The sequence below is a fragment of the Nonomuraea sp. NPDC059007 genome (assembly GCF_042740555.1).
Classification (GTDB): Bacteria; Actinomycetota; Actinomycetes; order Streptosporangiales; family Streptosporangiaceae; genus Nonomuraea.
On the sequence record NZ_JBHYJD010000003.1, the window covers coordinates 220087 to 244895 of the forward strand.

29 protein-coding genes are annotated in these 24809 nt (G+C 71.5%); 7 read left to right on the plus strand and 22 right to left on the minus strand.

Annotated features, from left to right (window positions below; all coding sequences use genetic code 11):
• Positions 1–107: 107 nt before the first annotated feature.
• From trpA to ACFWY5_RS06405, 10 genes are all read right to left on the minus strand, one after another.
• Positions 108–908, minus strand: coding sequence for a tryptophan synthase subunit alpha (gene trpA / locus ACFWY5_RS06360; RefSeq protein WP_379624087.1), 801 nt, complete (start codon positions 906–908; stop codon positions 108–110).
• 11 nt (positions 909–919) lie between these two features.
• Positions 920–2125 carry a tryptophan synthase subunit beta gene (trpB, locus tag ACFWY5_RS06365; protein ID WP_379624113.1) on the minus strand — a complete coding sequence of 402 codons (1206 nt, stop codon included), beginning with the start codon at positions 2123–2125 and terminating at the stop codon, positions 920–922.
• 38 nt (positions 2126–2163) lie between these two features.
• Complete coding sequence (trpC, locus tag ACFWY5_RS06370) at positions 2164–2982, minus strand: indole-3-glycerol phosphate synthase TrpC (RefSeq protein ID WP_379624085.1); 819 nt, start codon at positions 2980–2982, stop codon at positions 2164–2166.
• A 121-nt stretch (positions 2983–3103) separates the two neighbouring features.
• On the minus strand, positions 3104–3553 hold the full coding sequence (locus ACFWY5_RS06375) for a DUF2752 domain-containing protein (protein WP_379624083.1): 450 nt from the start codon (positions 3551–3553) through the stop codon (positions 3104–3106).
• A 17-nt stretch (positions 3554–3570) separates the two neighbouring features.
• Positions 3571–4086, minus strand: coding sequence for a CD225/dispanin family protein (locus tag ACFWY5_RS06380; RefSeq protein ID WP_379624081.1), 516 nt, complete (start codon positions 4084–4086; stop codon positions 3571–3573).
• 123 nt (positions 4087–4209) lie between these two features.
• A complete protein-coding gene (locus ACFWY5_RS06385; protein WP_379624079.1) occupies positions 4210–4902 on the minus strand; it encodes a DUF4190 domain-containing protein in 693 nt (230 codons plus the stop codon).
• A gap of 90 nt (positions 4903–4992) precedes the next feature.
• Positions 4993–5550, minus strand: coding sequence for a Trp biosynthesis-associated membrane protein (locus tag ACFWY5_RS06390; RefSeq protein ID WP_379624077.1), 558 nt, complete (start codon positions 5548–5550; stop codon positions 4993–4995).
• The gene (hisI, locus tag ACFWY5_RS06395; RefSeq protein ID WP_379624075.1) at positions 5547–5885 is read right to left on the minus strand and encodes a phosphoribosyl-AMP cyclohydrolase; all 339 of its coding nucleotides are present in this window, start codon (positions 5883–5885) and stop codon (positions 5547–5549) included. Before hisI ends, ACFWY5_RS06390 begins: the two co-directional genes overlap by 4 nt.
• Before the next feature lie 139 nt (positions 5886–6024).
• Entirely contained in the window at positions 6025–7794 is a 1770-nt protein-coding gene (locus tag ACFWY5_RS06400) for an ABC transporter ATP-binding protein (protein WP_379624073.1), read from the minus strand.
• Complete coding sequence (locus ACFWY5_RS06405; protein ID WP_379630822.1) at positions 7794–9575, minus strand: ABC transporter ATP-binding protein; 1782 nt, start codon at positions 9573–9575, stop codon at positions 7794–7796. Before ACFWY5_RS06405 ends, ACFWY5_RS06400 begins: the two co-directional genes overlap by 1 nt.
• A gap of 116 nt (positions 9576–9691) precedes the next feature.
• Between ACFWY5_RS06405 and ACFWY5_RS06410 the strand changes: the two genes are divergently transcribed.
• Positions 9692–10321: a TIGR03085 family metal-binding protein gene (locus ACFWY5_RS06410; RefSeq protein WP_379624071.1), complete on the plus strand. Its 630-nt coding sequence runs from the start codon at positions 9692–9694 to the stop codon at positions 10319–10321.
• Here the strand turns inward: ACFWY5_RS06410 and ACFWY5_RS06415 are convergent.
• Positions 10318–10941 carry a MerR family transcriptional regulator gene (locus ACFWY5_RS06415; RefSeq protein WP_379624069.1) on the minus strand — a complete coding sequence of 208 codons (624 nt, stop codon included), beginning with the start codon at positions 10939–10941 and terminating at the stop codon, positions 10318–10320. The genes ACFWY5_RS06410 and ACFWY5_RS06415 overlap by 4 nt on opposite strands.
• A 335-nt stretch (positions 10942–11276) precedes the next feature.
• Here ACFWY5_RS06415 and ACFWY5_RS06420 point away from each other — a divergent pair, with 335 nt between their 5' ends.
• The 4 genes from ACFWY5_RS06420 to ACFWY5_RS06435 all read left to right on the plus strand — a co-directional run bounded on the left by ACFWY5_RS06420 (position 11277) and on the right by ACFWY5_RS06435 (position 14053).
• Complete coding sequence (locus tag ACFWY5_RS06420) at positions 11277–11906, plus strand: hypothetical protein (RefSeq protein WP_379630710.1); 630 nt, start codon at positions 11277–11279, stop codon at positions 11904–11906.
• Positions 11903–12367, plus strand: coding sequence for an ABA4-like family protein (locus ACFWY5_RS06425; RefSeq protein WP_379630711.1), 465 nt, complete (start codon positions 11903–11905; stop codon positions 12365–12367). Before ACFWY5_RS06420 ends, ACFWY5_RS06425 begins: the two co-directional genes overlap by 4 nt.
• Positions 12368–12471: 104 nt before the next feature.
• Positions 12472–12633: a hypothetical protein gene (locus ACFWY5_RS06430; protein WP_184960810.1), complete on the plus strand. Its 162-nt coding sequence runs from the start codon at positions 12472–12474 to the stop codon at positions 12631–12633.
• A gap of 61 nt (positions 12634–12694) precedes the next feature.
• Positions 12695–14053, plus strand: a complete 1359-nt coding sequence (locus ACFWY5_RS06435; protein ID WP_379630712.1) for a glutamine synthetase family protein — start codon at positions 12695–12697, stop codon at positions 14051–14053.
• A 50-nt stretch (positions 14054–14103) separates the two neighbouring features.
• On the opposite strand, the gene ACFWY5_RS06440 is transcribed toward ACFWY5_RS06435, so the two are convergent.
• Genes ACFWY5_RS06440 through hisD form a run of 10 tightly spaced genes read right to left on the minus strand, consistent with a single transcriptional unit; the run spans position 14104 to position 20417 of the window.
• Positions 14104–14418 (minus strand): nuclear transport factor 2 family protein, encoded by a 315-nt coding sequence (locus ACFWY5_RS06440; protein WP_379624061.1) that lies wholly within the window; start codon positions 14416–14418, stop codon positions 14104–14106.
• Positions 14419–14426: 8 nt separating this feature from the next.
• Positions 14427–15191, minus strand: a complete 765-nt coding sequence (hisF, locus tag ACFWY5_RS06445) for an imidazole glycerol phosphate synthase subunit HisF (RefSeq protein WP_379624059.1) — start codon at positions 15189–15191, stop codon at positions 14427–14429.
• Entirely contained in the window at positions 15188–15577 is a 390-nt protein-coding gene (locus ACFWY5_RS06450; RefSeq protein WP_379624109.1) for a Rid family hydrolase, read from the minus strand. The genes hisF and ACFWY5_RS06450 overlap by 4 nt, the downstream gene beginning before the upstream one ends.
• Before the next feature lie 34 nt (positions 15578–15611).
• Positions 15612–16334 (minus strand): bifunctional 1-(5-phosphoribosyl)-5-((5-phosphoribosylamino)methylideneamino)imidazole-4-carboxamide isomerase/phosphoribosylanthranilate isomerase PriA, encoded by a 723-nt coding sequence (gene priA / locus ACFWY5_RS06455; protein ID WP_379630713.1) that lies wholly within the window; start codon positions 16332–16334, stop codon positions 15612–15614.
• On the minus strand, positions 16335–16664 hold the full coding sequence (locus ACFWY5_RS06460; RefSeq protein ID WP_379624055.1) for a hypothetical protein: 330 nt from the start codon (positions 16662–16664) through the stop codon (positions 16335–16337).
• Between the two features lie 7 nt (positions 16665–16671).
• Positions 16672–17301, minus strand: coding sequence for an imidazole glycerol phosphate synthase subunit HisH (gene hisH / locus ACFWY5_RS06465; protein WP_379624053.1), 630 nt, complete (start codon positions 17299–17301; stop codon positions 16672–16674).
• The gene (locus ACFWY5_RS06470; RefSeq protein ID WP_379624051.1) at positions 17298–17453 is read right to left on the minus strand and encodes a hypothetical protein; all 156 of its coding nucleotides are present in this window, start codon (positions 17451–17453) and stop codon (positions 17298–17300) included. The genes hisH and ACFWY5_RS06470 overlap by 4 nt, the downstream gene beginning before the upstream one ends.
• Positions 17450–18043, minus strand: coding sequence for an imidazoleglycerol-phosphate dehydratase HisB (gene hisB, locus ACFWY5_RS06475; RefSeq protein ID WP_379624049.1), 594 nt, complete (start codon positions 18041–18043; stop codon positions 17450–17452). The genes ACFWY5_RS06470 and hisB overlap by 4 nt, the downstream gene beginning before the upstream one ends.
• Positions 18040–19110 (minus strand): histidinol-phosphate transaminase, encoded by a 1071-nt coding sequence (locus ACFWY5_RS06480; protein WP_379630714.1) that lies wholly within the window; start codon positions 19108–19110, stop codon positions 18040–18042. The genes hisB and ACFWY5_RS06480 overlap by 4 nt, the downstream gene beginning before the upstream one ends.
• Positions 19107–20417 carry a histidinol dehydrogenase gene (gene hisD / locus ACFWY5_RS06485; RefSeq protein WP_379630715.1) on the minus strand — a complete coding sequence of 437 codons (1311 nt, stop codon included), beginning with the start codon at positions 20415–20417 and terminating at the stop codon, positions 19107–19109. The genes ACFWY5_RS06480 and hisD overlap by 4 nt, the downstream gene beginning before the upstream one ends.
• 173 nt (positions 20418–20590) lie before the next feature.
• Between hisD and ACFWY5_RS06490 the strand changes: the two genes are divergently transcribed.
• Entirely contained in the window at positions 20591–21844 is a 1254-nt protein-coding gene (locus tag ACFWY5_RS06490; protein ID WP_379624043.1) for an MFS transporter, read from the plus strand.
• Positions 21841–23310: an amidohydrolase family protein gene (locus tag ACFWY5_RS06495; protein WP_379624041.1), complete on the plus strand. Its 1470-nt coding sequence runs from the start codon at positions 21841–21843 to the stop codon at positions 23308–23310. The genes ACFWY5_RS06490 and ACFWY5_RS06495 overlap by 4 nt, the downstream gene beginning before the upstream one ends.
• Positions 23311–23596: 286 nt before the next feature.
• On the opposite strand, the gene ACFWY5_RS06500 is transcribed toward ACFWY5_RS06495, so the two are convergent.
• Positions 23597–24718, minus strand: coding sequence for an MFS transporter (locus tag ACFWY5_RS06500; protein WP_379624039.1), 1122 nt, complete (start codon positions 24716–24718; stop codon positions 23597–23599).
• Between the last annotated feature and the right edge of the window lie 91 nt (positions 24719–24809).

Here is a 24809-nt window from a genome sequence, read left to right on the forward strand (position 1 = left end):
CCATGCGCCTTGTTGCACTTTTGCGCCCTGGCTCCGGTGAAAGCACACACAAACGAAAAGCGCGGCCCCGGGAAACCCTGGGTGGCCGCGCTTCGCCGTACCGGAGATCAGGCGTGGGAGCGGACCCCCGCGGCCATGTCGCGCGCCAGCTCGGCGCAGGCGGCGCGGCCCGCGGCCTCGTCGGGCGCGTCGAGCAGGCGGCGGATGAAGGCGGAGCCGACGATCACGCCGTCGGCGTAGGCGGCCACCTCGGCCGCCTGCGCGCCGGTGCCGACGCCCAGGCCCACGCAGACGGGCAGGTCGGTGTGCGCGCGGGTGCGCTCGACCAGGCCTTCTGCGGCCACGTTCACGCTCTCGCGGGCGCCTGTGACGCCCATGAGCGAGGCGGCGTAGACGAAGCCGGTGCAGCACTCGACCACGGCCTTGATGCGCTCCTCCGTGGAACTGGGCGCCACCAGGAAGACGGTGTCGATGCCCGCCTCCGCCGAGGCGGTGCGCCACGGGCCGGACTCCTCGGGCGTGAGGTCGGGCGTGATCGTGCCCACCCCGCCCGCACTGGCCAGGTCGCGGGCGAAACGCTCGGCGCCGTAGCGGTCGATCGGGTTCCAGTAGGTCATGACGAGCGTGGCGGCCCCGGTGGCGGCCACCCCCTCGACCGTGCGGAACACGTCGGCGATGCGGGTGCCGTTGGTCAGCGAGCGGTGCACCGCGTCCTGGATGGTGGGACCGTCCATGAGCGGGTCGGAGTACGGCAGGCCGATCTCGATGACGTCGCAGCCCGCCTCGACCAGGGCCGCGGCGGCGGCGATGGCGCCGTCCTTGGACGGGAACCCCGCGGGCAGGTAGCCGACGAGCGCCGCCCGGTTGTCCGCCTTGGCCTTGGCGAACACCGTCTGAAGAGTGGTCATGATCGTGAACCCTAGAGGTTGAAGTACTTCATGGCGGTGCCCATGTCCTTGTCGCCGCGCCCGGAGAGGTTGACCAGGATGGTCGCCTCCGGGCCCAGCTCACGGCCGAGCTTGAGCGCTCCGGCGAGCGCGTGGGAGGACTCGATCGCCGGGATGATGCCCTCGGTCCTGGCCAGCAGCGAGAACGCCTCCATGGCCTCGGCGTCGGTGATGCCGTGGTAGGTGGCGCGGCCGCTGTCCTTCAGCCAGGCGTGCTCCGGGCCGACACCCGGGTAGTCGAGACCCGCGGAGATCGAGTGGGACTCGATCGTCTGGCCCTCGTCGTCCTGCAGCACGTAGGTGCGCGAGCCGTGCAGGACGCCGACCGAGCCGGCGGTCAGCGTGAGCGCGTGCTCGCCGCTGGCCAGGCCGTGGCCGCCCGCCTCGTAGCCGTGCAGCGCGACGTCCTTGTCGCCGATGAAGGCGTGGAAGATGCCGATGGCGTTGCTGCCGCCGCCGACGGCGGCGCAGACGGCGTCCGGCAGGGCGCCGGTCAGCTCCAGCATCTGGCGGCGCGCCTCCACGCCGATGATGCGGGCGAAGTCGCGCACGATCTCGGGGAAGGGGTGCGGGCCGGCGACGGTGCCGAAGAGGTAGTGGGTGGTGTCGACGTTCGTGACCCAGTCGCGGAAGGCCTCGTTGATGGCGTCCTTCAGCGTCTGCGAGCCGTTGGTCACCGGGATCACGGTGGCGCCGAGCAGCTTCATCCTGGCCACGTTGAGCGCCTGGCGCTCGCAGTCGACGGCGCCCATGTAGATGACGCACTCCAGGCCGAGCAGGGCCGCGGCGGTGGCGGTGGCCACGCCGTGCTGGCCGGCTCCGGTCTCGGCGATGACCCGCTTCTTGCCCAGGCGCTTGGTGAGCAGCGCCTGTCCCAGCACGTTGTTGATCTTGTGGGCGCCGGTGTGGGTCAGGTCCTCGCGCTTGAGGATGATCCGGGCGCCGCCGGCCTGCTCGCCGAAGCGCGGGACCTCGGTCAGCGTGGTGGGCCGGCCCGCGTACGTGCGCAGCAGGTGGTCGAACTCGCGCAGGAACCCCACGTCGTTCTTGGCCGTCTCGTAGACCGAGGCCACCTCGTCGAGCGCCGGGATGAGCGCCTCGGGCACGTAGCGGCCGCCGAAGATGCCGAACTTGCCGTGCACGTCGGGGTCGTCGCCGTAGGCGCCGTTGCCGGCCAGGTCGGCGGCCGTGAGGATGGAGCCGTCTTGTGCCACTGCTATCCCTCTGATCCGTGGTCGGGGCGCGTCGCTGGGTGGGCGCCGGCGGTCACGAGCGCCTCCACGGCCTTGCGCGGGTCCTTGCCGGTGACCAGGCTCTCACCCACGAGGACGGCATCGGCGCCGCCGCGCGCGTAGGCGAGCAGGTCGTGCGGGCCGCGTACCCCGGATTCGGCGATCTTGATGATGTCGTCGGGGATCATCGGCGCGATCTTGCTGAAGACGTCGCGGTCGACCTCCAGCGTCTTCAGGTCGCGGGCGTTGATCCCGATGATCCTGGCCCCGGCCGCGATCGCGCGCTCGGTCTCCTCCACGGTGTGGACCTCGACCAGCGGCGCGAGCCCGATCGACTCCGCCCGCTCGATCAGCGACACCAGCGCCTCCTGCTCCAGGGAGACGACCATGAGCAGCGCCAGGTCGGCGCCGTAGGCCCTGGCCTCCCACAGCTGGTAGGCGGTGAGGATGAAGTCTTTACGCAGGATCGGGATGTCGACCCGGGCGCGCACGGCGGCCAGGTCGTCGAGGCTGCCGCCGAAGCGGCGCTGTTCGGTCAGCACGCTGATGACGTGCGCGCCGCCCGCTTCGTAGTCGGCGGCGAGCGCGGCCGGGTCGGCGATCGCGGCGAGCGCGCCCTTGGACGGGCTGGACCGCTTGACCTCGGCGATCACCGACACCCTGTCGCCGCCCAGTGCCGCATAGGCGTCTCTGGGGGTGGGAGCCCGCCCTGCCCGTTCCTTGAGCTCGTCAAGCGACACGGCCTGCTGTCGTGTGGCCAGGTCCGCTCGCACCCCGTCGAGGATGTCGTCGAGCACACTCACGCGCTGGGGTCCCTCCGGTCGGCAGTGTTGGGGGCGGCTGAGAGTTCGCTTCGCGTCCGCTCCCGGCCTGCTCTTGCGATGGTATCGGCCCGGTCGCGCTCACCTCACCATCGGGGCCCGCCTACGGAGCCAAAAAAGCCCCAAACGGAAGATTTCGCACGACCCAATAGACGATCACGACCGCGAGGAAGGCCCAGATGTAGCCGGGATGGGCGAGGGTCGTCCGCCTGGGCGACCCCTTCCAGGACCGCACCAGCCACCGGCCCCACCAGAACAGCAGGAACGGCACGACCGCGACGGCGAGCGGGTTGAGCCCCAGCGCGGCCACCGGGTCGAGGTGGGCCAGCGCGTGGATGGTCCGCAGGGTCCCGCAGCCGGGGCAGAACAGCCCCGTGCCGAACGCCTTCTCGGTCAGCCACAGGAACGGGCAGGTCGGATAGTGCCCCGGCTCGTTCGGGTCGACCGCGCCGACGAAGGCGAAGACCGCCGCCGTGCCCGCGGCGACGCCGAGCGGCGGGAGCACGGCCTTCCAACGGTCCGCGGCCCGCCGCTCGAGGTTCGCAACGCTCATGAGGTCAAGTATCGCCTTTAGTACGACGAGTAGCTGCTGGACACGGCGGCCGCGATGATCACGAAGTAGATGATCAGGCCGATGATGAGCAGCACGTAGTAGATGATGCCGCCGATCAGCGAGCGCTTCCACCAGGTCTTCGCCTCCTCGGAGGCCAGCATCGCGCCCTGGTAGTCACCCGCCTGCCACTTGGAGTTGACCTGCGACGACTTCACGATCGAGACGATGCCCAGAGGAAGGCAGCAGAAGATCGTGGTCAGGATCGCCGCCACCAGGTGGTTGTCCGGCGGCGTCTGCCCGCCCCCGTAACCGCCGGGCTGGCCGTAACCGCCGCCGCTCGGGGGTTGCTGGCCATAACCTCCACCGCCGGGAGGCTGCTCGCCGTAGCCCCCGCCGCTCGGAGGCTGCGCGCCGTAGCCTCCGCCGGGAGGCTGCTGGCCGTAGCCGCCGCCGCTCGGCGGCTGCTGGCCGTATCCCCCACCGGGGGGCTGGGCACCGTAACCGCCGCTGCCGCCCTGGTTTCCGTAGCTCATGACTGGAGACTCCTCGTGTGGTGCTTGTGGCGAGTTGCCCGCCGCAGCATAGCGACCTACCACGCCCCACATGGGGAATTATCCGTCATAAGGATGATTTGTGACCTGACCGCAAGGAGGGTGTCAGTAGCTCGTGCCCGCCGCGCTCGCCAGTCCGAACATCGCCAGGATGAAGCCGCCGAACACCAGCCAGCCGATCACCCACGCCACGATCGTCAGGTAGGAGGTGATCAGTCCGGCCACGGCCAGACCGTGCCCCTCACCGCCGTTGCGCTTCACCTGGGCCAGCGCGACGTGGCCGCAGATCGCGCCCGGGATGCTGGTCAGGCCGCACAGGAACAGGCCGACGATGCCGAGGATCAGCGAGGTGATGGCCATGGCGTTCGTCTGGGCCGGAGGCTTGGCGTAGCCCGCGGGCTGGCCGTAGGCGGGCTGCGCGTAGACCGGCTGCTGGGCGTAGGCCTCCTGGGCCTGGCCGTAGCCGCCGGAGGGCTGGCCGTAGCCGTAGCCGGGCTGTTGCTGCGCGTAGGGATCCGGCTGGCCGTAACCGCCGCTGCCAGGCTGAGGCTGGCCGTACCCGCCCCCGCTGCCGGGCTGCTGACCGTAGCCGCCGCCACTGCCGGGCTGCTGGCCGTAACCACCACCGCTACCCGGTTGCTGGCCATAACCGCCACCGCTACCGGGCTGCTGGCCATAACCGCCGCCGCTGCCGGGCTGCTGCTCGTAGCCGCCGCCGTTTCCCGGCTGCTGGCCGTATCCCCCGCCGGGCGGCTGCGCGCCGTAACCGCCGCTGCCGTCCTGGTTGCCGTAGGTCATGCTGCCGCGCCCTTCGTCATCGTGGCCCCTTGCACGGAAGCGTAGGTCAGGAACCTCGATCGACACCGAGAGCCCCCGAGATTTCGGGACTCAGCGCGTGGGATCGTCGCCTCTGTCCAGAGCGTCCCACATCGAGCGGTCGTCCGCAGGCCGCTCCCCCGCGGGTCGCCGGTCGTAGCGGGCGGACATGGCCGTCCAGCGCCCGCCGCGTACCACCGCCATCACGCCCCCCACCAGCACCAGCGCCGCGCCGACGCCCGCCACCACCGGCCAGAGCATCTCGATCGTGTACGCCGGATCCGTCACCCCATGAAGCGCCGGGACGTTCCTCGCCCACCCGGCGATCGACCCCTGCGACAGCGCCGAGAACGTGATCCATCCGAGGCCCGCGCCGCACAACCCCAGCAGCGCGCCCACCACGCGGCGCATCGCCCCCTTGGTGGCCAGCACCGCCACCACACCGGCCAGCGCCGCCAGCCCCACCGCGGTCAGGCCGCCGCTCAGGTCGCCGCCGGTCCCTGCGGCGGTGACCCCGCCCGTTCCCGTGGCCGAGCCCGCGGCGCGCACCCAGACGCGGCCCGCCGCCAGCAGCACCAGCAGGCAGCCCGCCCCGGTGGCCGCCGCCCAGACCCACGTCTCCCTGTTCACGGCAGCAGCGCGTCCGCGTCGAAGCAGGTACGGTCGCCCGTGTGGCAGGCGGCGCCCACCTGGTCCACCTTGAGCAGGACCGTGTCACCGTCGCAGTCGAGCGCCACCGCCTTCACGTGCTGGACGTGGCCGGAGGTGTTCCCCTTCACCCAGTACTCCCGGCGGCTGCGCGACCAGTAGGTGGCGCGGCCGGTGGTGAGCGTGCGATGCAGCGCCTCGTCGTCCATCCAAGCGAGCATGAGCACCTCGCCGGAGTCGTACTGCTGGACGATCGCGGGCACCAGCCCGTCGGGGCCGCGCTTGAGCCGCGCGGCGATGTCGGGTTCCAGGGACATGCCGCCATTCAACCAGCCCCGCCTCCTGCTTCTTCCCCCACTCCCCACCCCTCCCGCGTCGGGCCCGATCCCGAGGTACGGAGTTCGGGTTCCCGGAGAGCGGAGGCGTCGACATGCGGAAGGGGGTGGAGAGCGGGGGTCAGGAGTGGGCGGCGGAGATCCAGGAGGCGTGGAGGCCGGCGTAGACGCCCTCCTCGCGGACCAGGTCGTCGTGCGCCCCCCTCTGCACCAGCCGGCCCCCGTCGAACACCAGCACCTCGTCCGCGTTCTCCGCCGTGGACAGCCGGTGGGCGATGGAGATGGCCGTGCGGCCCCTGGTGACGCCCTCCAGGGCGCGGGCCAGCCGTACCTCGGTGGCAGGGTCGACGGCGGAGGTGGCCTCGTCGAGCAGGAGGAGGTCGGGGTCGGCGAGGTAGGCGCGGGCCAGGGCGACGAGCTGGCGTTCGCCGGCCGACAGCGACTCGCCGCGCTGCCCGACGGGGGTGTCGAGGGCGGCGGGCAGGCCGTCCACCCAGTCGGCCAGGCCGAGCTCGGTCAGCGCGAGGGCGATCTCGGCGTCGGTCGCGGACGGCCGGCCGTACCGGATGTTGTCGGCGAGTGTGCCGTCGAACAGGAAGCCGTCCTGCGGCACCATCACGATGCGCTCGCGCAACGACGAGAAGCGGATCTCGCGCAGGTCGTGGCCGTCGATGGTGACGCGGCCCGCGGCGGGGTCCATGAGGCGGGTCAGGAGTTTGGCGAACGTCGTCTTGCCCGATCCGGTCTCCCCCACGATCGCCACGCGCGAGCGCGGCGGGATCTCGACGGTGACCTCTCGAAGGACGGGCTCGCCTCCGGGGTAGGCGAAGTGCACGTCTTCGAACTTGACGGAGATGGGGCCGCGGGGCAGTTCGGCGCCCTTCTCGCCCGGGTCGGCCACGTCGGGCGGGGTGTCGAGGACGCCGAGGATGCGCCGCCAGCCGGCGACGGCGTTCTGGGCCTCGTTGAGCACCTCGGTGGCGATCTGGAGCGGCGAGACGAACAGGGTGACGAGGAACAGGAAGGCGACGAGCTTGCCGGCCGAGATGCCGCCGGACAGGCCGAGCTGGACGCCGAGCAGGACGATCCCGGCGATGGCCAGGGCGGCGACGATCTCCGTCAGCGGGAAGACGAATCCGACGATCGTCTGGGCCCTGATCTGGGCGGAGCGGTTGGCGTCCACGCTGGTGTCGACGCGTTCCGCGGTGCGGTTCTCGGCGGCGTAGGCGCGGATCACGGCGGCGCCGACCACGGACTCGCTGACGGCGGCGAGCATGTCGCCGGTGCGTTCGCGCACGACGGTGTACGCGCGCGACAGCAGCCGCTGGAACCGCGGCAGGGCGATCATCAGCGGGATGAAGCAGATCCACACCAGGAGGGTGAGCTGCCAGGAGTAGATGAACATGAGCACCGTGGCCACGAGCAGCTGCCCGAGCGCCACGATGATCATCAGGCCGCCCCACTGCATGAAGGTGCTGATCTGGTCGACGTCGTTGGTGACGCGGGAGACCAGGGCGCCGCGGCGTTCGGTGTTCTGGGTGAGGACCGACAGGTCGTGCACGTGCCGGAACCCGCGTACGCGCAGCGTCGCCAGGGAGGACTCGGTGGACTTGTAGAGCCGGACGTTCATCAGGTATCCGGCCAGGGCCGTCAGGATGACCGCGACGGCACAGAGCGCCACCGCCCCGAAGATGTACGAAAGATCGGGCTTGCCGCCCTTGAGGCCGGTGTCGATCGTCTGCTGCACCGCGATCGGCACGATGATCTTGCCGACGGTGGCGACGACGGCCAGGGCCATCGTGCCGATCAGGCCGTTGCGGAACTCGGGGGTCAGGGACAGCCCCCGCCGTACCGTGGCCAGCGCCGTGCGCTCCACTCCCCGCAGAGCCATCAGGCGCTCACCCCTTCTTCTTCATCGGCCTCGATCGCCGCCCGCTCGATCTCCTCGCGCTCGTAGGCGGTCACGAGGTTGCGGTAGCCCTCGCTGCGGGCCAGGAGCTCCTCGTGGGTGCCCCGGTCCCCGACGCGGCCGCGCTCCAGGAAGACCACCTCGTCGGCCAGGGCGATCGTGGCCATCCGGTAGGCGACCACGACCGTGGTGGAGGATTCCGCGGAGTCGCGCAGGCCGTACAGGATCTTGGCCTCGACCTGCGGGTCCACGCTGGAGGTCGCGTCGTCGAGTATCAGCAGGCGCGGCCGGCGCACGATCGCGCGGGCCAGCGCGATCCGCTGGCGCTGGCCGCCGGACAGGGTGGTGCCGCGCTCGCCGACGCGGGTGTCCAGGCCGTCGGCCAGCCGTGCGACGAAGCCGTCCGCCTGCGCCAGCCGCAGCGCCGCCCACACCTCCTCGTCGGTGACCTCCAGGCCGAGCGCGACGTTGCCGCGCACGGTGTCGTCGAACAGGAACGTCTGCTGCGGCACCAGCGCCGCCGAGCGGGCGATCGCGCCGTAGGCGAGCTCGCGCAGGTCCTCGCCGTCGAGCCGGACCGCGCCGTCGCCCGGGTCCACCAGCCGCACCAGCAACTGGGTGAGCGTGGACTTGCCCGACCCGGTGGGTCCCACCAGCGCCACGGTACGGCCGGCCGCCACGTCGAAGCTCACCCCGTGCAGCACCTCGCTGTCGCCGTAGGCATAGGAGACGTCGTCGACCTGGAGGGAGGCGGGCCGCGTGCCGGCGGGTTCGGCGGAGCCGTACTCCATGGAGCCGCTCGCGTCGAGCACGGCCTGCACCCGCGTCCAGCCGACCACGCTGCGGGGCAGTTCCGCCAGCACCCAGCCGAGCGCCCTGATCGGGAAGGACAGCAGCGTGAACAGGTAGGCCACCTGCACCAGCTCACCCGAGTTGATCGAGCCGGACGACAGCCGCATCGCGCCCACGGCCAGCACGACGAGCACGCCGAGCGTGGGCAGCGCCTCCAGCATGGGGTCGAACAGGCCGCGCACCCGCCCGACCGCGATGTTGGCGTCGCGCAGCTCGTGCGCGCGCCGCTGGAAGCGCTCGGTCTCCAGCGCCTCGCGGCCGAGCGTCTTGACGACGAGCGCGCCGTCGAAGCTCTCGTGCGCGATCTCGCTGACCTCGGCGCGCAGTTGCTGGGCGCGGGTGGCGAGCGGGCTGAGCTTGCGCTGATAAATCAGATTCAGTACGGCTATCGCCGGAAAAATCAGGAAACCGACCAGCGCCAGAGCCGGGTCGGTGAACAGCATGGCGATCGCGGCCGTGAACAGCATGACGATCACGCCCACCGCCATCGGCAGCGGGGCAAGCGGCGCCCAGGCGGCCTCGGCGTCGGCGCTGGCGTTGGACAGCAACTGGCCGGTGGGGTGCTGGTGGTGCCAGGACAGCGGCAGCCGCAGGTACTGCTTGGTGACGTCGCGGCGCGAGCGCGCCTGCATGCGGTACTGGACGACACCGGCGAAGATGCGCCGGCCCGCCACGCCGATCGACTTCAGCAGCGCGGTGCCCATGATCAGCAGGGTGGCCGACCAGAGCACCCCCGCGGTGATGTCGCCCTGCTCGAAGGCGGGCAGGACGGCGTTCTCCGTCGCCCAGCCCAGGGCCCACGCCGAGGCCACGGTCATGCCGCCGTACAGGCCGCTGGCCAGCACGGCGATCGCGAACACCGCCTTCTCCGTGCGGATGGCCACCCCAAGGACGCCCAGTCCTTGACGCATCACGGCCGAGGTGACCTTGCTCGCCACTCGGGGGGATTCCTTCCCAACGGGGATATTTCTACATAGTGACTATCACGGCTGATCACCCCGTTATTCCCACAGGTAGGCTGGGCCCCGTGACTCACGCCCGTGCCGAACGCTCCGCGATCTGCGATCTGCTCGACCAGACCGGCCCCGACGCGCCCACCCTGTGCACCGGGTGGACGACCTACGACCTGGCCGCGCACCTGGTTCTGCGGGAACGCCGCCCGGACGCGGCGGCGGGCATCGCGCTCAGGCCGCTGGCCGGATACACCGCCTCGGTGCAGAACGGGCTGAAGGCCAAGCATCCCTTCCCCGAACTGGTCGGGATGGTCCGCAAGCCCGGCGGCTTCTACGGGCTGCTGCCGTTCCTCGACGAGACGGTCAACACGCTGGAGTTCTTCGTCCACCACGAGGACATCCGCCGGGCCCAGCCCGGATGGGAGCCGCGCCCGCTGCCCGACGACTTCGAGCGCCTCATCTGGAAGCGGCTGGCCATGGGGGCCCGCCTCATGCTGCGCAAGTCGCCCGTGGGCGTGGTCCTGCACCGGCTGGGCGGCGGCGTCGCGCTGGGCGGGGCGCAGGAAGGGCCCAAGGTCGAGGTGACCGGCCGGGCGGGCGACCTGCTGCTGTTCTGCTTCGGCCGCCAGCAGCACGCCCGCGTGGACCTGACCGGCGACGAGGACGCCGTGGCCCGCCTCCTCAACGCCTCCCTCGGCGTCTAGGAGCCCGGGGCCCGCTTCGACGACATGTGCTCCTGGGCCACCCGCCGCAGGGCGCCCACGATGGCGTCACCCAGGCGGGTGCCGAGGGCGACGATCTCGACCGCCTGCTCGCGGTCCTCGACGTCGCCCATCACCCGCATGTCCACCTCGGCGATGCGCTCGGCGGCGTCGGCGTAGTCGCCGAGCGCGGCCACCATGTCCTGGCGGCCGAGTTCGTCCAGCGCGGCCAGCACGCCCACCAGGGTGCCGATGGCGGGGTTGCGGCCGGCGTCCTGCCACCCCTTGCGCTCCAGCAACTCGGCCACGATCCGCTCCGCCTTGTCGCGGTGAGGTCCCGGGCGGGGGTGGTCGTGGGTGGTGACGGTCTTCTGCGCCTCCCCCATCAGGTCGAACAGGGCGACACGCGGGTTGTCGAGGTGCGCGGCGAGGTCGCGGATGGCGGCGATGCCGAGCCCGCCGTACTCGACGAGGGCGCGCACCAGGCGTAGCCGCTTCACGTGCGCCGGCCCGTACTCGGCCTGGTTACGGCCGACCGGACGGCCGGGCTCCAGCAGCCCCTCCCGCAGGTAGTACTTGATCGTCGGCACGGGAACCCCGGTCGTCTCGCTCAGCTCTGCCATCCGCACGCCTTAATCCTCCTCTTGCCAATGTTGGATAGCTTAGCTATAGATAGTGGAAAGCATTACTATCCACTTGCTCCGGGGGACCTTCCATGCACCGCCCACTCGTGATCTTCGGCTTAGCCATGGCCGCGCTCTCGCTCGTCACCGGCGCCGCCCTGCTCATCGACGACCGCACGCTCGACGGCATGCCCCTGTGAGCCAAGCCGCTGAAGTTCGCCGTCTCCTTCACCATCTACTCCTTCACCTGGGCCTGGCTCCTGTCCCTGCGGAAGGGCAAAGGCCGCTGGGGCCACCGGGCCGGGACCGTCCTGGCCGTCACCGGCGCCGCCGAGGTGGCGGTCATCCTCGCGCAGGCGGCCCGGGTCAGGCACAGCCACTTCAACGTCGCCACCCCGCTCGACTTCACCCTGTGGGTCGGCATGGGCGTCACCATCGCCGTCCTCCTGCTGGCCAACATCGCCGCCGCCGTCGCCGTCCTGCTCGACCGCCCCGCCGACCGGCCGCTGGCCCGGGCGATCGGCGCCGGCCTGATCGTCTCCACGATCGGCCTGGCACTGGGCGGCCTGATGGCGTTTCCCGCCGAGGGCCAGGAGGGCGACCTCATGGGCGCCCACAGCGTCGGCCTGCCCGACGGCGGCGCCGGCCTGCCCGTGCTCGGCTGGAGCACCCTGGCCGGCGACCTGCGCGTCCCCCATTTCGTCGGCATGCACGCCCTGCAGATCCTCCCCCTGCTCGCGCCCCTGACCCGCAAACTCCACGACACGGTACGGCTGCGCCTGATCGTCGTCGGCGGCGCCGGCTACACGGCCCTGCTGGCGCTGCTGACCTGGCAGGCGCTGCGCGGCCAGTCGATCGTCCGCCCCGACGCGCTCACCCTGACCGTCGCCGCCGCCCTGGCCGTGGCCGTCGTGTCCGCCGCCCTCGCCGCGCTGCGCCTGCCCACCCTGGAGAAGTCCCGATGACCGAGACCCTGTTCACGCTCAGCTTCGTGGCGGCCGCGCCGTTCTGGGCCCTGATGATCGTGGCGCCGGCGTGGCGGGTGACCCGGGCGGTGGCGGCCTCGCCGCTGATCGTGCTGCCCGCGGTGGCGGTCAACCTGGTCCTGCTGCTGCCTCTGCTGGGCGCGTTCTGGCCCGTGGTGACGCGGCCCACCCTGGCCGGGCTCCAGGCCCTGGTGGCCTCGCCGGAGGCGCTGGCGGCGCTGTGGGCCCAGATCATCGCCTGGGATCTTTTCGTGGGCCGCTGGATCTATCTCGACAGCCGCGAACGGGGCCTGCACCCGCTGCTGATGGCCCCAGTGCTGTTTCTCACGATCCTGCTCTCTCCCATCGCCCTGCCCCTCTACCTGGGACTCCGTCTCACGACTCGGAATTGCGGCGTGGCAGGCGCACCCCGGGGCGACAAAGCCCGTACCATGACGTAGGAAAGACGCCCCCCGGTTATGATCAAGAACATCTTCACAGAAGATGCCAGTGATCGCCCAGATCCGGGTATATACGGCTGGGAATGGACTGCAGGAGGCCCCCCATGCAGGTCAAGAAGGTGGTCACATACGTCGCGGTGGCGTTCGTGATCTTCTACTTGTTCACCCGGCCGGCCCAAGCCGCCGCCGCCGTGAACGGCGTGTTCGACGGAATCGTCAATGGAGCGAACCAACTGGCCGTGTTCTTTACCAACGTTCTGAACTGAGGAACGTCTTCGTCTGCGGAAGTCGCTTCCTTGAGCTGCCGGTTCGTGCTACGCAGACAGGATGGAAGATCGTCAGAGCGTCACCAGGGTCCATCAGCCTGATCCCGCCGTCAACCGCATTCTGGAACGCGCGGAGATCGATGGGATCGAGCTGATCCGGTTCCTCTACGCCGACCACGGCGGTGTCATCCGTGGCAAGGCGGCGTCGCGGTCACTGCTGGCCGAACGGCTGGAGACGGGGATCGGGCACACGGTGGCCATGATGGCGATGAACATGCTCGACCAGCTCCAGGAGGTCGAGCAGCTGGGACCCGTCGGCGAGGTCAGGCTCGTGCCTGACCCCGCGACCTTCGTGCCGCTCCCCTACGCGCCCGGCGCCGCCGCGATGATGGCGGACCTGCGCCAGGCCGACGGCAGTCCGTGGGACGCCTGCCCGCGCACCTTTCTCAAGGACGCCGTGGCCACCCTCGACCGTGCGGGCTACACGCTGGTGGCCGCCTTCGAGCCGGAGTTCACGCTCGGCCACCGCCGGCCCGACGCCGACGGCGGACCCGACCGGCTCGTCCCCCTCGACGACACGCTCTGCTACGCCGCCACCGGCTTCGACACCGCCCACGACTACACGATGACCCTGGTCCACGCCCTCGAGAAGCAGGGGCTCCAGGTCGAGCACTACCACCCGGAACTCGGCCCCGGCCAGCAAGAACTGTCCGTACGCCACGCTCCCGCCCTCCGCGCGGCCGACAACCACGTCATCTACCGCGAGACCGTGCGCGGCGTGGCCGTGCGCATGGGCATGTGGGCCTCGCTGGCCCCGAAGCCCCTGGTCGAACAGGCCGGAAACGGCGCCCACCTGCACCTGTCGCTGTGGCGCGAGGGCCGCAACCTCTTCGCCGACGACGACGTGCGCGGCTGGTTCGTCGGCGGCCTGCTCGCCCATCTGCCCGCCCTGACCGCGCTCACCTGCGGCAGCGTCAACAGCTTCCGCCGCCTGGGCCCGCGCATGTGGTCCAGCGGCTACGCCGTCCACGGCCCGGACAACCGCGAGGCGGCGGTCCGCGTGTGCTCCCCGCTCGGCGCCGGCGGCGAGACCAACCTGGAGCTGAAGCCCTCGGACTCCTCGGCCAATCCGTACCTGTCGCTGGGCGCGGTCATCCACGCCGGGCTGGACGGCATCCGCCGCGAGCTCGACCCGGGCGAGCCGGTCACCGTCGACCCCGACACCGAGCCGGGCCGCTACCCGCGCCTGCCCGCCACGCTGACAGAGGCGCTGGACGCGCTGGAGGCCGACGAGGTGCTGATGGCCGCCCTGGGCGAGCTGCGCGCCCGCGCGTACCTGGCGGTCAAGCGCTCGGAGGCGGCGGCGTTCGGCGAACACGACGCCGCCTTCGAGCTCTACAACCACATGCGAGCCTTCTAGCGCCGCACGCGTCTTCAGCCGCGGGCGCGTCTCCGGGACCCGCGCGCGCTCTAGGCCTGACCGGTCTCGAAGCGCTGGATCTTCGAGCCGTCCGGGGTGAGGACGAAACGCCAGCGGGTCTTCATCTCGCCCCACGTGTCGTTGCGGAACCGGGCGAGCATCGACAGCCCGTCCGGCTCCTGCGACTCGACGGTGAAACGGCCTCCGGCCGAGAAGATCTCCCGCTCGGTCCACTGGCCGAGATCGCGGTCGGAGCCGTCGTCGGACATGGTGGCGTCCGGGGCCAGAAGCGCCTCGAACGCCGCCCTGTCGCCTTCGTTGATGGCGGCGACGAACGCCGCCACCACCGGATTGTCAGCGGTCATACCGCCCTTTATCCCCGGACGGGGTATCCCGCCGTCCGCAGAGTGTCCTTGACCTCGGAGATCTTCAGCGTGCCGAAGTGGAACACCGAGGCCGCCAGCACCGCGTCGGCGCCCTCCGCGACCGCCGGCGGGAAGTGCTCCAGCCGGCCCGCGCCGCCGCTGGCGATCACCGGGACCCGGACCGCGGCTCGCACGGCCCGGATCATCTCCAGGTCGTAGCCGTCCAGGGTGCCGTCGCCGTCCATCGAGTTGAGCAGGATCTCGCCCACGCCCAGTTCCTCGCCGCGGGCCGCCCACTCGACGGCGTCTATCCCGGTGCCCTTGCGGCCGCCGTGGGTGGTGACCTCGAAGCCGCTGGCCGTACCGGGAGCACGCCGCGCGTCCACCGACAGCACCACGCACTGCGCGCCGAAGCGGCGCGAGCACTCCGTCAGCAGTTCGGGACGGGCGATCGCGGCGGTGTTCAGCGACACCTTGTCCGCGCCCGCCCGCAGCAGCCGGTTGACGTCCTCGACCGCGCGGATGCCGCCGCCCACGGTCAGCGGGATGAACACCTGCTCGGCGGTCCTGCGGACCACGTCGAGCATCGTCTCCCGCTCGCCCGACGAGGCGGTGATGTCGAGGAAGGTGAGCTCGTCGGCGCCCTCGGCGTCATAGCGCCGCGCCAGCTCGACAGGGTCGCCCGCGTCGCGCAGGTTCTCGAAGTTGACGCCCTTGACCACGCGTCCCGCGTCCACGTCCAGACACGGGATGACTCGTACCGCGACCGTCATGCTCTCTGCGCCTCGATCTCGATCTCGACGAGCATCCGCGGATCGACCAGACCGGCCACCCGCACGCCCGTGCACGCCGGCCGCACCCGGCCGAACACCTCGGCGATCGCGGATCCGACCTGGTCGAAGTGGCGGTGCTCGACCACGTAGTACCGGACCATGACGACGTCGTCACGGGTCAGCCCACCCGCCTCGACCGCCTCCAGGGCGATGCCCATCGCCGTCATGCTCTGCCAGTAGGGATCGCCGACGTGCTGGACCTCGCCGTCGACAGTGGCCGTGCAGCCGGAGACGACCACCCGGTCGCCTACGACGACGGCTCTCGCGTAGCCGTAACGCTCCTCCCAGACTCCGCCCGAGAACACCCTCGTCCCGGTTCTTTCCATGCTCACGCTGCCCATCACGCCCCCTCCCAACGAACTAAACGCGGACCGCATCCAGCGCGTTCTCCAGCGTGAACGCCCGAGCGTAGAGCGCCCTGCCCACGATGGCGCCCTCCAGACCCTGCGCCACCAGGCCGGACAACGCCACCAGGTCATCGAGGCTGGAGACGCCGCCGCTGGCCACGACCGGCCGCTCGGTGCGCGAGCAGAACTCGCGCAGCAGCTCCAGGTTCGGACCGCGCAGCGTGCCGTCCTTGGTCACGTCGGTGACCACGTAACGCGGGCAGCCGTCGGCCTCCAGCCGTTCGAGCGTCTGCCACAGGTCGCCGGCCTCGTGCGTCCAGCCCCGCGTGGCGATCGTGGTGCCGCGCACGTCAAGGCCGACCGCGATCTTGTCGCCGTGCTCGGCGATGATCTTCCGGCACCACTCCGGGTTCTCCAGCGCGGCGGTGCCGATGTTGACCCGGCGGCAGCCGGTGGCCAGCGCCGCCGTCAGCGAGTCGTCGTCGCGGATGCCGCCGGACAGCTCCACGTTCACCTCCAGCCGGGCGATGACCTCGGCGATCTGCGCGTGGTTGCTGCCCCGGCCGAAGGCGGCGTCGAGATCCACCAGGTGGATCCACTCCGCGCCCGCCTCCTGCCAGGCCAGCGCGGCGGCGAGCGGGTCGCCGTAGCCGGTTTCGGTTCCCGCCTCACCCTGGACCAGGCGTACGGCCTGGCCGTCCACCACGTCCACGGCCGGGAGCAACACAAGCGACATTCAGATCCTCCGGTTGAAGGCAAGGGTCACGAAGACAGGGACGAACAACACCGAGAAGACGAGCACCCCGAAGCTCACCGCCGGCGCCCGCCAGATCAGCCACACCAGCAGTTGCACGAGCAGGAAGACGCCGACCACGACGGCGTTCTGGACGCGGTGGCGGCGGGCCAGCAGCCCGCCCTGGCGGGCGAAGCGCACCGGCCGGGGAACCAGCCGGCCGAGGCGAGCACGGCGGCGCGCCGCACGCGCCTGCCGCACCTCGTTGCGCCGCATCGCCTGTGCGCGCTCGGCCTCGCGCACGGCGCGCCGCCGCGCACGTTCCTTGCTCACCGCGTGTTCACAGGGTGCCGACCCAGTTCTTCAGCAGGACGGCTCCCGCGTCCCCGGACTTCTCCGGGTGGAACTGGGCGGCCATGAGCGGCCCGTTCTCCACGGCGGCCACGAACGGCACGCCGTGCTCGGCCCAGGTGACCAGCGGGTGGCCGAAGCCGTCGCCGGGCACCAGTTCCCACTCGCGTACGCCGTAGGAGTGCACGAAGTAGAAGCGCTCCTCCTCGATCCCGGCGAACAGCACGCTGCCGTCGGGCACCTTGACGGTGTTCCAGCCCATGTGCGGCAGCACCGGAGCCTCCAGCCGCTCGACGGTGCCCGGCCACTCTCCGCAGCCGTCGGTCTCCACGCCGTGCTCGACGCCCCGCGCGAACAGCACCTGCATGCCGACGCAGATGCCCAGCACCGGACGGCCGCCGGCGAGCCTGCGCCCGACGATCTCGTCGCCGCGCACGCCCTTGAGCCCGGCCATGCACGCCGCGAACGCGCCCACACCGGGCACGACCAGCCCTTCGGCGTTCAGCGCCGTGTCGTAGTCGGCGGTCACCGTCACCTGGGCGCCGGTCCTGGCCAGCGCGCGCTCGGCGGAGCGCAGGTTGCCCGAGCCGTAGTCGAGCACCACGACGTTCCTGCTCACCACCACAGCACCCCCGCCGTGATCGCCATGACGCCGCCGAGGGCGCAGAACACCGCACCGAGCTTCAGCCCCTGTTTGACCAGCGAGAACACGCCGCCGAACAGGAACAGCCCGATGAACACCATCGCATAGGCGATCATGTTCTCGCTCATAGGACGCCCTTGGTGGACGGCACCCCGCTGGCGCGCGGGTCGCGCTCGCTCGCCGCGCGCAGCGCGCGGGCCAGGGCCTTGAACTGCGCCTCCACGATGTGGTGGGCGTTGCGGCCGTAGGGGACGTGCACGTGCAGGCAGATCGCCGCCTGCGCCACGAACGACTCCAGGATGTGCCGGGTCATCGTCGTGTCGTACGCGGGGCCGATCATCGGCGCCATGCCCTCCGGCTCGGAGTGCACCAGGTACGGCCGGCCGGACAGGTCGACCGTGACGTTGGCCAGCGCCTCGTCCAGCGGGCACGACGCGTTACCGAACCGCCGGATGCCCGACTTGTCGCCCAACGCCTGCCGGAACGCCGCGCCCAGGGCCAGCGCCGTGTCCTCCATCGTGTGGTGGGAGTCGATGTGGAGGTCGCCCTCGGTCTTGACGGTCAGGTCGAACAACCCGTGCTTGCCCAGCTGGTTGAGCATGTGATCGTAGAAGCCCACCCCGGTGGACACCTCGACCTGACCCGTGCCGTCGAGGTCCACCTCGACCAGCACCGTCGTCTCCTTGGTGGCCCTCTCCACGCGGCCGATACGGCTCACAGAACTCCCTCCAGAGCGGCGCGGAACGCCGCCATCTCCTCGCCGGTGCCGATCGAGACCCGCAGCCACTCCGGTGGCCCGACCTCGCGGATGAGCACTCCCCGCTCCAGGAGCCCTCGCCACACCGCCTCACGATTTGCGAACCGTCCGAACAACACGAAATTGGCGTCCGAATCGGCGACCGTCAACCCCTGTCCGCGCAGCCATTCCACCGTGGCATCACGCTCGCGCCGCAGCGCCGCCACGCCGCCGAGCAACTCCTCGCGGTGGCGCAGCGCCGTACGCGCCGCCGCCTGCGTCAGCGTCGACAGGTGGTACGGCAGGCGGACCAGCAGCAACGCCTGCACCACCACCGGATGCGCGGCCAGATACCCGACCCGCGTCCCGGCCATCGCGAACGCCTTCGACATCGTCCGCGTCACGATCAGCCGGGGAAACTCCGGCAGCAGCGTCAGCGCCGACGCCGTGCCCTCCCGGGCGAACTCGGCGTAGGCCTCGTCCACGACCACCATGCCCGGCGCCGCCTCCAGCACCGCCCGGATCGTGGCCAGCGGCAGCGAGGTGCCCGTCGGGTTGTTCGGCGAGGTCAGGAACACGATGTCGGGCCGGTGCTCCTCGATCGCGGCCACCGCCTTGCCCGGATCGAGCGTGAAGTCCTCCTCACGCGACCCGTCGACCCACTCCGTGCTCGTGCCCGAGGTGATGATCGGGTGCATCGAGTAGGACGGCTCGAAGCCCAGCGCGCTGCGGCCGTGGCCGCCGAACGCCTGCAGGATCTGCTGGAGCACCTCGTTGGAGCCGTTGGCCGCCCACACCTGCTCGCCGCCCAGCCCGTGGCCGAGGTACGCGGCCAGCTCCGCGCGCAGCTCCACGGCGTCGCGGTCGGGGTAGCGGTTGAGGGTCGAGGCGCTCCTGCGCACCTCCTCGGCCAGGTCGTCGACCAGGGCCTTGGAGGGCGAATAGGGGTTCTCGTTGGTGTTGAGCCGGATCGGGACGTCGATCTGGGGCGCGCCGTACGGCGTCTTGCCCCGGAGATCGTCGCGCAGCGGCAGGTCTTCCAGCCTCACGGGTTAGGCACTTCCCAGTCGAAACGGGCGCGGACCGCCGCGCCGTGTGCGGGCAGGTCTTCGGCGTCGGCCAGCACCGACACGTGCGCGGCGGCGCCCGCCAGCGCCTGCCTGGTGTAGTCGACCACGTGGATGCCGCGCAGGAACGACTGCACCGACAGCCCACTGGAGTGACAGGCGCAGCCGCCGGTCGGCAGCACGTGGTTGGACCCGGCCAGGTAGTCGCCCAGCGAGACCGGCGCGTACGTGCCCACGAAGACGGCACCCGCGTTGCGCACCCGCGCCGCCACCGCGGCGGCGTCGGCGGTGTGGATCTCCAGGTGCTCGGCCGCGTAGGCGTCGACCACCTTCAGCCCGGCCTCGACGTCCGACACCAGCACGATGCCCGACTGCCGGCCGCCCAGCGCCTCGGCGATGCGCTCGCTGTGCTTGGTCGCCTCGACCTGGCCCGGCAGCTCCTTCTCCACCGCCTCGGCCAGCTCGACGCTGTCGGTGACCAGCACGGCGGCGGCGATCACGTCGTGCTCGGCCTGGCTGATCAGGTCGGCGGCCACGTGCACCGGGTCGGCCGTGGAGTCGGCCAGGATCGCGATCTCGGTCGGGCCGGCCTCGGAGTCGATGCCGATGCGGCCCTTCAGCAGCCGCTTGGCCGCCGCCACCCAGATGTTGCCCGGACCGGTGACCATCGTCGCGGGCGCGCACTCCTCGGTGCCGTACGCGAACATCGCCACCGCCTGCGCGCCGCCCACGTTGTAGACCTCGTCGACGCCCAGCAGCGCGCAGGCCGCCAGGATCGTCGGGTGCGGCAGCCCGCCGAAGTCACGCTGCGCCGGGCTGGTGACCGCCAGCGAGGCGACCCCGGCCTCCTGCGCGGGAACCACGTTCATGACCACGCTCGACGGATAGACCGCCCGGCCGCCCGGCACGTAGAGCCCCACCCGGTCGACCGGCACCCAGCGCTCGGTGACCGTGCCGCCCGGGACCACCTCGGTGGTGGTGTCGGTGCGCCGCTGGTCGCGGTGGACCTTCCTGGCCCGCCTGATCGACTCCTCCAGCGCCGCCCGCACCCTCGGGTCGAGCTCGGCCAGGGCCCGGTCGATCTCCTCCTTCGCCACGCGTGTGGAGGCGATCTCGACACCGTCGAACCTGGCGGTCAGCTCCCGTACGGCTGCCGCCCCACGATGGCGCACGTCCTCGCAGATGGGCCGCACCTTCTCCAGGGCGGCCTCGACGTCGAGCTCGGCGCGGGGCAGCACGTCGCGCAGGTTCTCCGGCAGGGAACCGCGCATGTCGATACGGGAAATCACCCTCCCAGTCTACGGAGTCCAGCAGCCCATCCCCGTATCGTCCACGATGCGGACGGTTTGTACGCCAGCACAGCGCGTGGCCGACGACTTGGTGGTTCAGCACGAAGCACAAACGCACGCGGGAGGCGGAGGGTTACGGAAAGCGATTTCGAGGCCCGGGAGGAACCAACGGCATGGGACTCGCCGAGACCACCCCCACCATGACGTCGGCGCAGGTACGCAAGACCGCCGCGCTCACCGTCGGCCTGCTCATGGGCGTGTGGGTGATCGACTACATCGACCGCGTCATGATGGCGGTCGCCCTGCCGTTCATCGGTGCAGAATACGACCTCAGCAAGACCGAGCAAGGCTGGCTCATCACCGTCTTCTCCCTGGTGTACCTGCTGTGCCAGGTGCCCGGCGGCATCCTCGCCGACCGCTTCGGCGCCCGCCGTCAGCTCATGGTCTCCCTCGTGCTGTGGTCGATCTTCACCGCGCTCACCGGCCTGGCCTGGGGCCTGGCGGCGCTCCTGGTCATCAGGGCGTTGTTCGGCGTCGGCCAGGGACTGTTCCCCGGCGCCTCGTTCAAGGCCATGGCCGAACGCACCACCCCCGCGAGCCGCGCCACCGCCGCCGGATCGATGCTGGCCGCCAACCAGCTCGGCGCCGGCGTGGCCCCGCTCATCGTGGCCCCGCTCATCCTCCTGCTCGGCTGGCGCCACACCTTCTGGGTCACCGCCCTCGCCGGAGTGATCATCGGCTTCATGCTGTGGAAGATGCTGCCGCCCGCGCTGCCGTCCCACCTCAACGGCTCCGACCGCACCGAACGGCAGGGCGTGCCCCTGTCCCTCGTGCTGCGCTCGGCCTCGGTGTGGAAGTTCGCCGCGCTCTTCTGCGCCGCCAACATGCTCGGTTACGGAATGATGACCTGGGTTCCCAGCTACCTGCTGGAGGAACGCGGCATCTCGCTCATCAGCACCGGCTTCATGAGCGCCGTTCCCAGCCTGGTCATGTGCGCGACCACGTTCATCGGCGGCTGGCTGTTCGACCGCTACTTCCACGACCGCGCCCGGCTCTTCGTCATCCCGCTGCTGCTGCTCACCGCGCTCCTGCTGGTGGTCATGCTGCGGGCCGAGACGGCCATCGGCTTCACCATCTACCAGACGCTCGCCCTGGGCGTGGCGGGCCTGTCCACCATGGGCGTGCTCGGCATGCCGTTCCGCGCGCTGCCGCCCGCCGTCGTCGGCTCCGGCATGGGCGTCGTCAACGTCGGCGGCCAGGTCGCCGGCGTGCTCGCCCCCGTCCTCATGGGCCTGCTCGTCGACAAGTTCTCCTACACCGCCGCCTTCGGCCTGCTCATCGCCACCACGGTGCTGGCCGCGCTGATCGCCGTCATCGTCCCGCAACGCCCGGAACAGTTCACCTTCGGCACCAAGGAGACCGCGTGACCGCGTACGACCTCGTCCTCGCCAACGGCCGGGCCATCGACCCCGAGACCGGCCTCGACGCCGTGCGCGACATCGGCATCACCGGCGGCGTCATCCGCGCCGTCTCCCAGACGCCGCTGACCGGCACGACCCGCGTCGACCTCGGCGGCCTCGTCGTCTGCCCCGGCTTCATCGACCTGCACAGCCACACCATGGACGTCGCCGGGCACCGCCTGCAGGCCCTCGACGGCGTCACCACCGTGCTCGAACTCGAAGCCGGCGCCTACCCCGTCGCCGCCGCCTACCACAAGGCCGCCCAGCAGGGCCGGCCGCTCAACTACGGCTTCGCCACCTCCTGGGGCATCGCCCGCATGGCCGTACTCCTCGGGCTGGAGGCCGGTGGCGACATCGAGGAGTTCCTCGCCTACATCGGCCACGAGGACTGGCAGCGCCCCGCGGCCCGCCCCGTCGTGGACCGCATCCTCGCCATGCTGGAAGGCGACCTCGCCGACGGCGCGCTCGGCATCGGCGTCCTCGTCGGCTACGCCCCGCGCGTCGACCCCTCCGAATACCTCGCCGTGGCCGCGCTGGCCGCCCGCCACAACCTGCCGACCTACACCCACGCCCGCGAACTCGTCGAACAGGACCCCACCACGCCCATCGACGGCGCCGAGGAAGTGGTGCGCGCCGCCGCCGAGACCGGCGCCCACATGCACTACTGCCACGTCAACAGCACCTCCATCCGGCATGTGGACCGGGTGCTCGGCCTCGTGGAGAAGGTCCGCGCCGAGGGCTCGCGCGTCACCACCGAGGCCTACCCCTACGGCGCCGGCATGACCGGCGTCGGCGCCGCCTTCCTCGCCCCCGAGATCCTGCACCGGCGCGGGCTGACCGCCCACTCCATCGGCCTGCTCGGCGCCGAGGGCCGCCTGGCCGACGAGGAGGCCCTGCGCGCCGCCCGCCGCGACACCCCGGGAGCCGCCGCGTTCGTCCACCTCCTCGACGAGGACGACCCGGCCGCCTTCGACTACATCCAGCGGGCGCTCGCCTTCCCCGACGCCGCCGTCGCCACCGACGCCGTGCCGCTGCTGTGGCGCTCGGGCGCGCCCGACCCGCTCGCCTGGCCCCTGGCCCCCGACGCCGTCACCCACCCGCGTACGGCCGGCACCTACGGGCGCACGCTACGCCGCCTCGTGCGCGAGAACGCCGTCCTCGGCCTGCAGGAGGCCATCAGGCGCTGCACGCTGGTGCCCGCCGACGTCGTCGGCTCCGGCGTGCCGGCGATGCGCCGCAAGGGGCGCGTCCAGGTGGGCTGCGACGCCGACCTCACCGTCTTCGACCCGGAGACCGTCACCGACCGCGCCAGCTACACCGACACCGCCCGGGGCTCAACCGGTTTCGTCCACGTCGTCGTGGCCGGCGACTTCGTGGTCAGGGACTCCGAGATCGTCACCACGGCCTTCCCCGGCCGCCCGGTCAGAGCCTGACACCCCGCCGAACCCGGGGCCCCAGCCCGTCACCCTCCGGGGCTGGGACCTCTCGGGGGCCTGGGATCCCAGCTTTTCCCCTGGGCTGGGATCCCAACCTCCCGCAGAACCCCGCCAGGCTCGCCGCCCCACTCCCGCGGCTCTCTGGGACCACACGCGGGCGGCCATCCCGCAGCCCCACCACGGAGCCGATCGGCCGTAGGTCACTCGCACCGTGGATGACCGGGATCGGCACGGCTGGTCGAAGCGGCGCGCGGCGTCACCGAAAGGGCGGGACGGGAGCTCCTCACGGCAGGGCGATCGCCGGTTCCTTCAGGGGGCGCGACAGGAACCAGGCCAGCAACGGCATCGCGATGAGCGTGGCCAGCGCCAGGCGCAACGAGGTGGCCTCGGCCAAAGCGCCGATCAGCGGGCTGGCCACGCCGCCCACACTGACCGCCAGGCCCAGGGTGACGCCGCTGGCCGTACCGGCGTGGCGGGGCAGGTAGTCCTGCCCGAGCGTGACGTGCAGCGAGAACGGGACGTAAAGGGCGAGGCCCGTCGCCGCCACGAACAGGAACACGGCCGGGCCCGGCACCAGAACCACCCCGGCCACGGCGGGCACCGCGGCGGCGTAGGCGAGCCGCAGCGTCCGCACCCGCCCGTGGCGGGTGGCCAGGCGGCCGCCCAGGATCGTCCCCGCCGCACCACCCGCGAACTGCACGAACAGCGCGACCGCGCCCGCCGCTCCCCCGCCCACGTACAGTGCCACGAACGTGCTCAGCCCGATGTAGCCCACCGACCGCAACCCCATCACCAGCGCCAGCCGCACGAAGGCCGCCCAGTCGTCGCGCGCCCCCTCCCGGGTACGGCTCCCGCCGCCACCCCGCCCGACCGACCGCATGGCCACCACCGTGACCAGGCACCCCAGCACCGCCGGCACCACCAGCAACGGCGAGGCGGCCAGCCCGCCCCAGGCCAGCAACGGCGTGACCATCAGCGGCGCCACCGCGAACCCGAGGTTGCCGCCCAGCGAGAACCAGCTCATCGCCACATGGCTGCCCTGGCTGGCCGCCCTGGCCAGCCGCGCCGACTCGGGATGGTAGGCCGCCACACCCAGCCCGGACAGGGCGATCGCCAGCCACGTCAGCGGGTACGAACCGGCCGGGCCCGCCAGCCCCGCCCCGAGCCCGGTCACCAGCATGCTCACCGGGATCAGCCACGCCAGCCGCCACCGGTCGGCGATCGCGCCGAACACCGGCTGCACGACCGACGACAGGAGGGTGGCGGCCAGCACGATCCCGGAGGCGGCCACGTAGCCGTAGTGCCGCTCGGCCACCAGGAACGGCACCATGGCCGGGACGACGCCCTGGTAGAAGTCGACACTGGCGTGGCCGGCGGCCAGCACGCCCATCCTGTTGATCCGCACCCCTCGATCGTCGCCGCCGGGGCATGTGGCGCGCTTCCGATAAAGTGCCAACATATGCCGGAAAATCGCCAAGGAGCCGCGGAGGAGACAA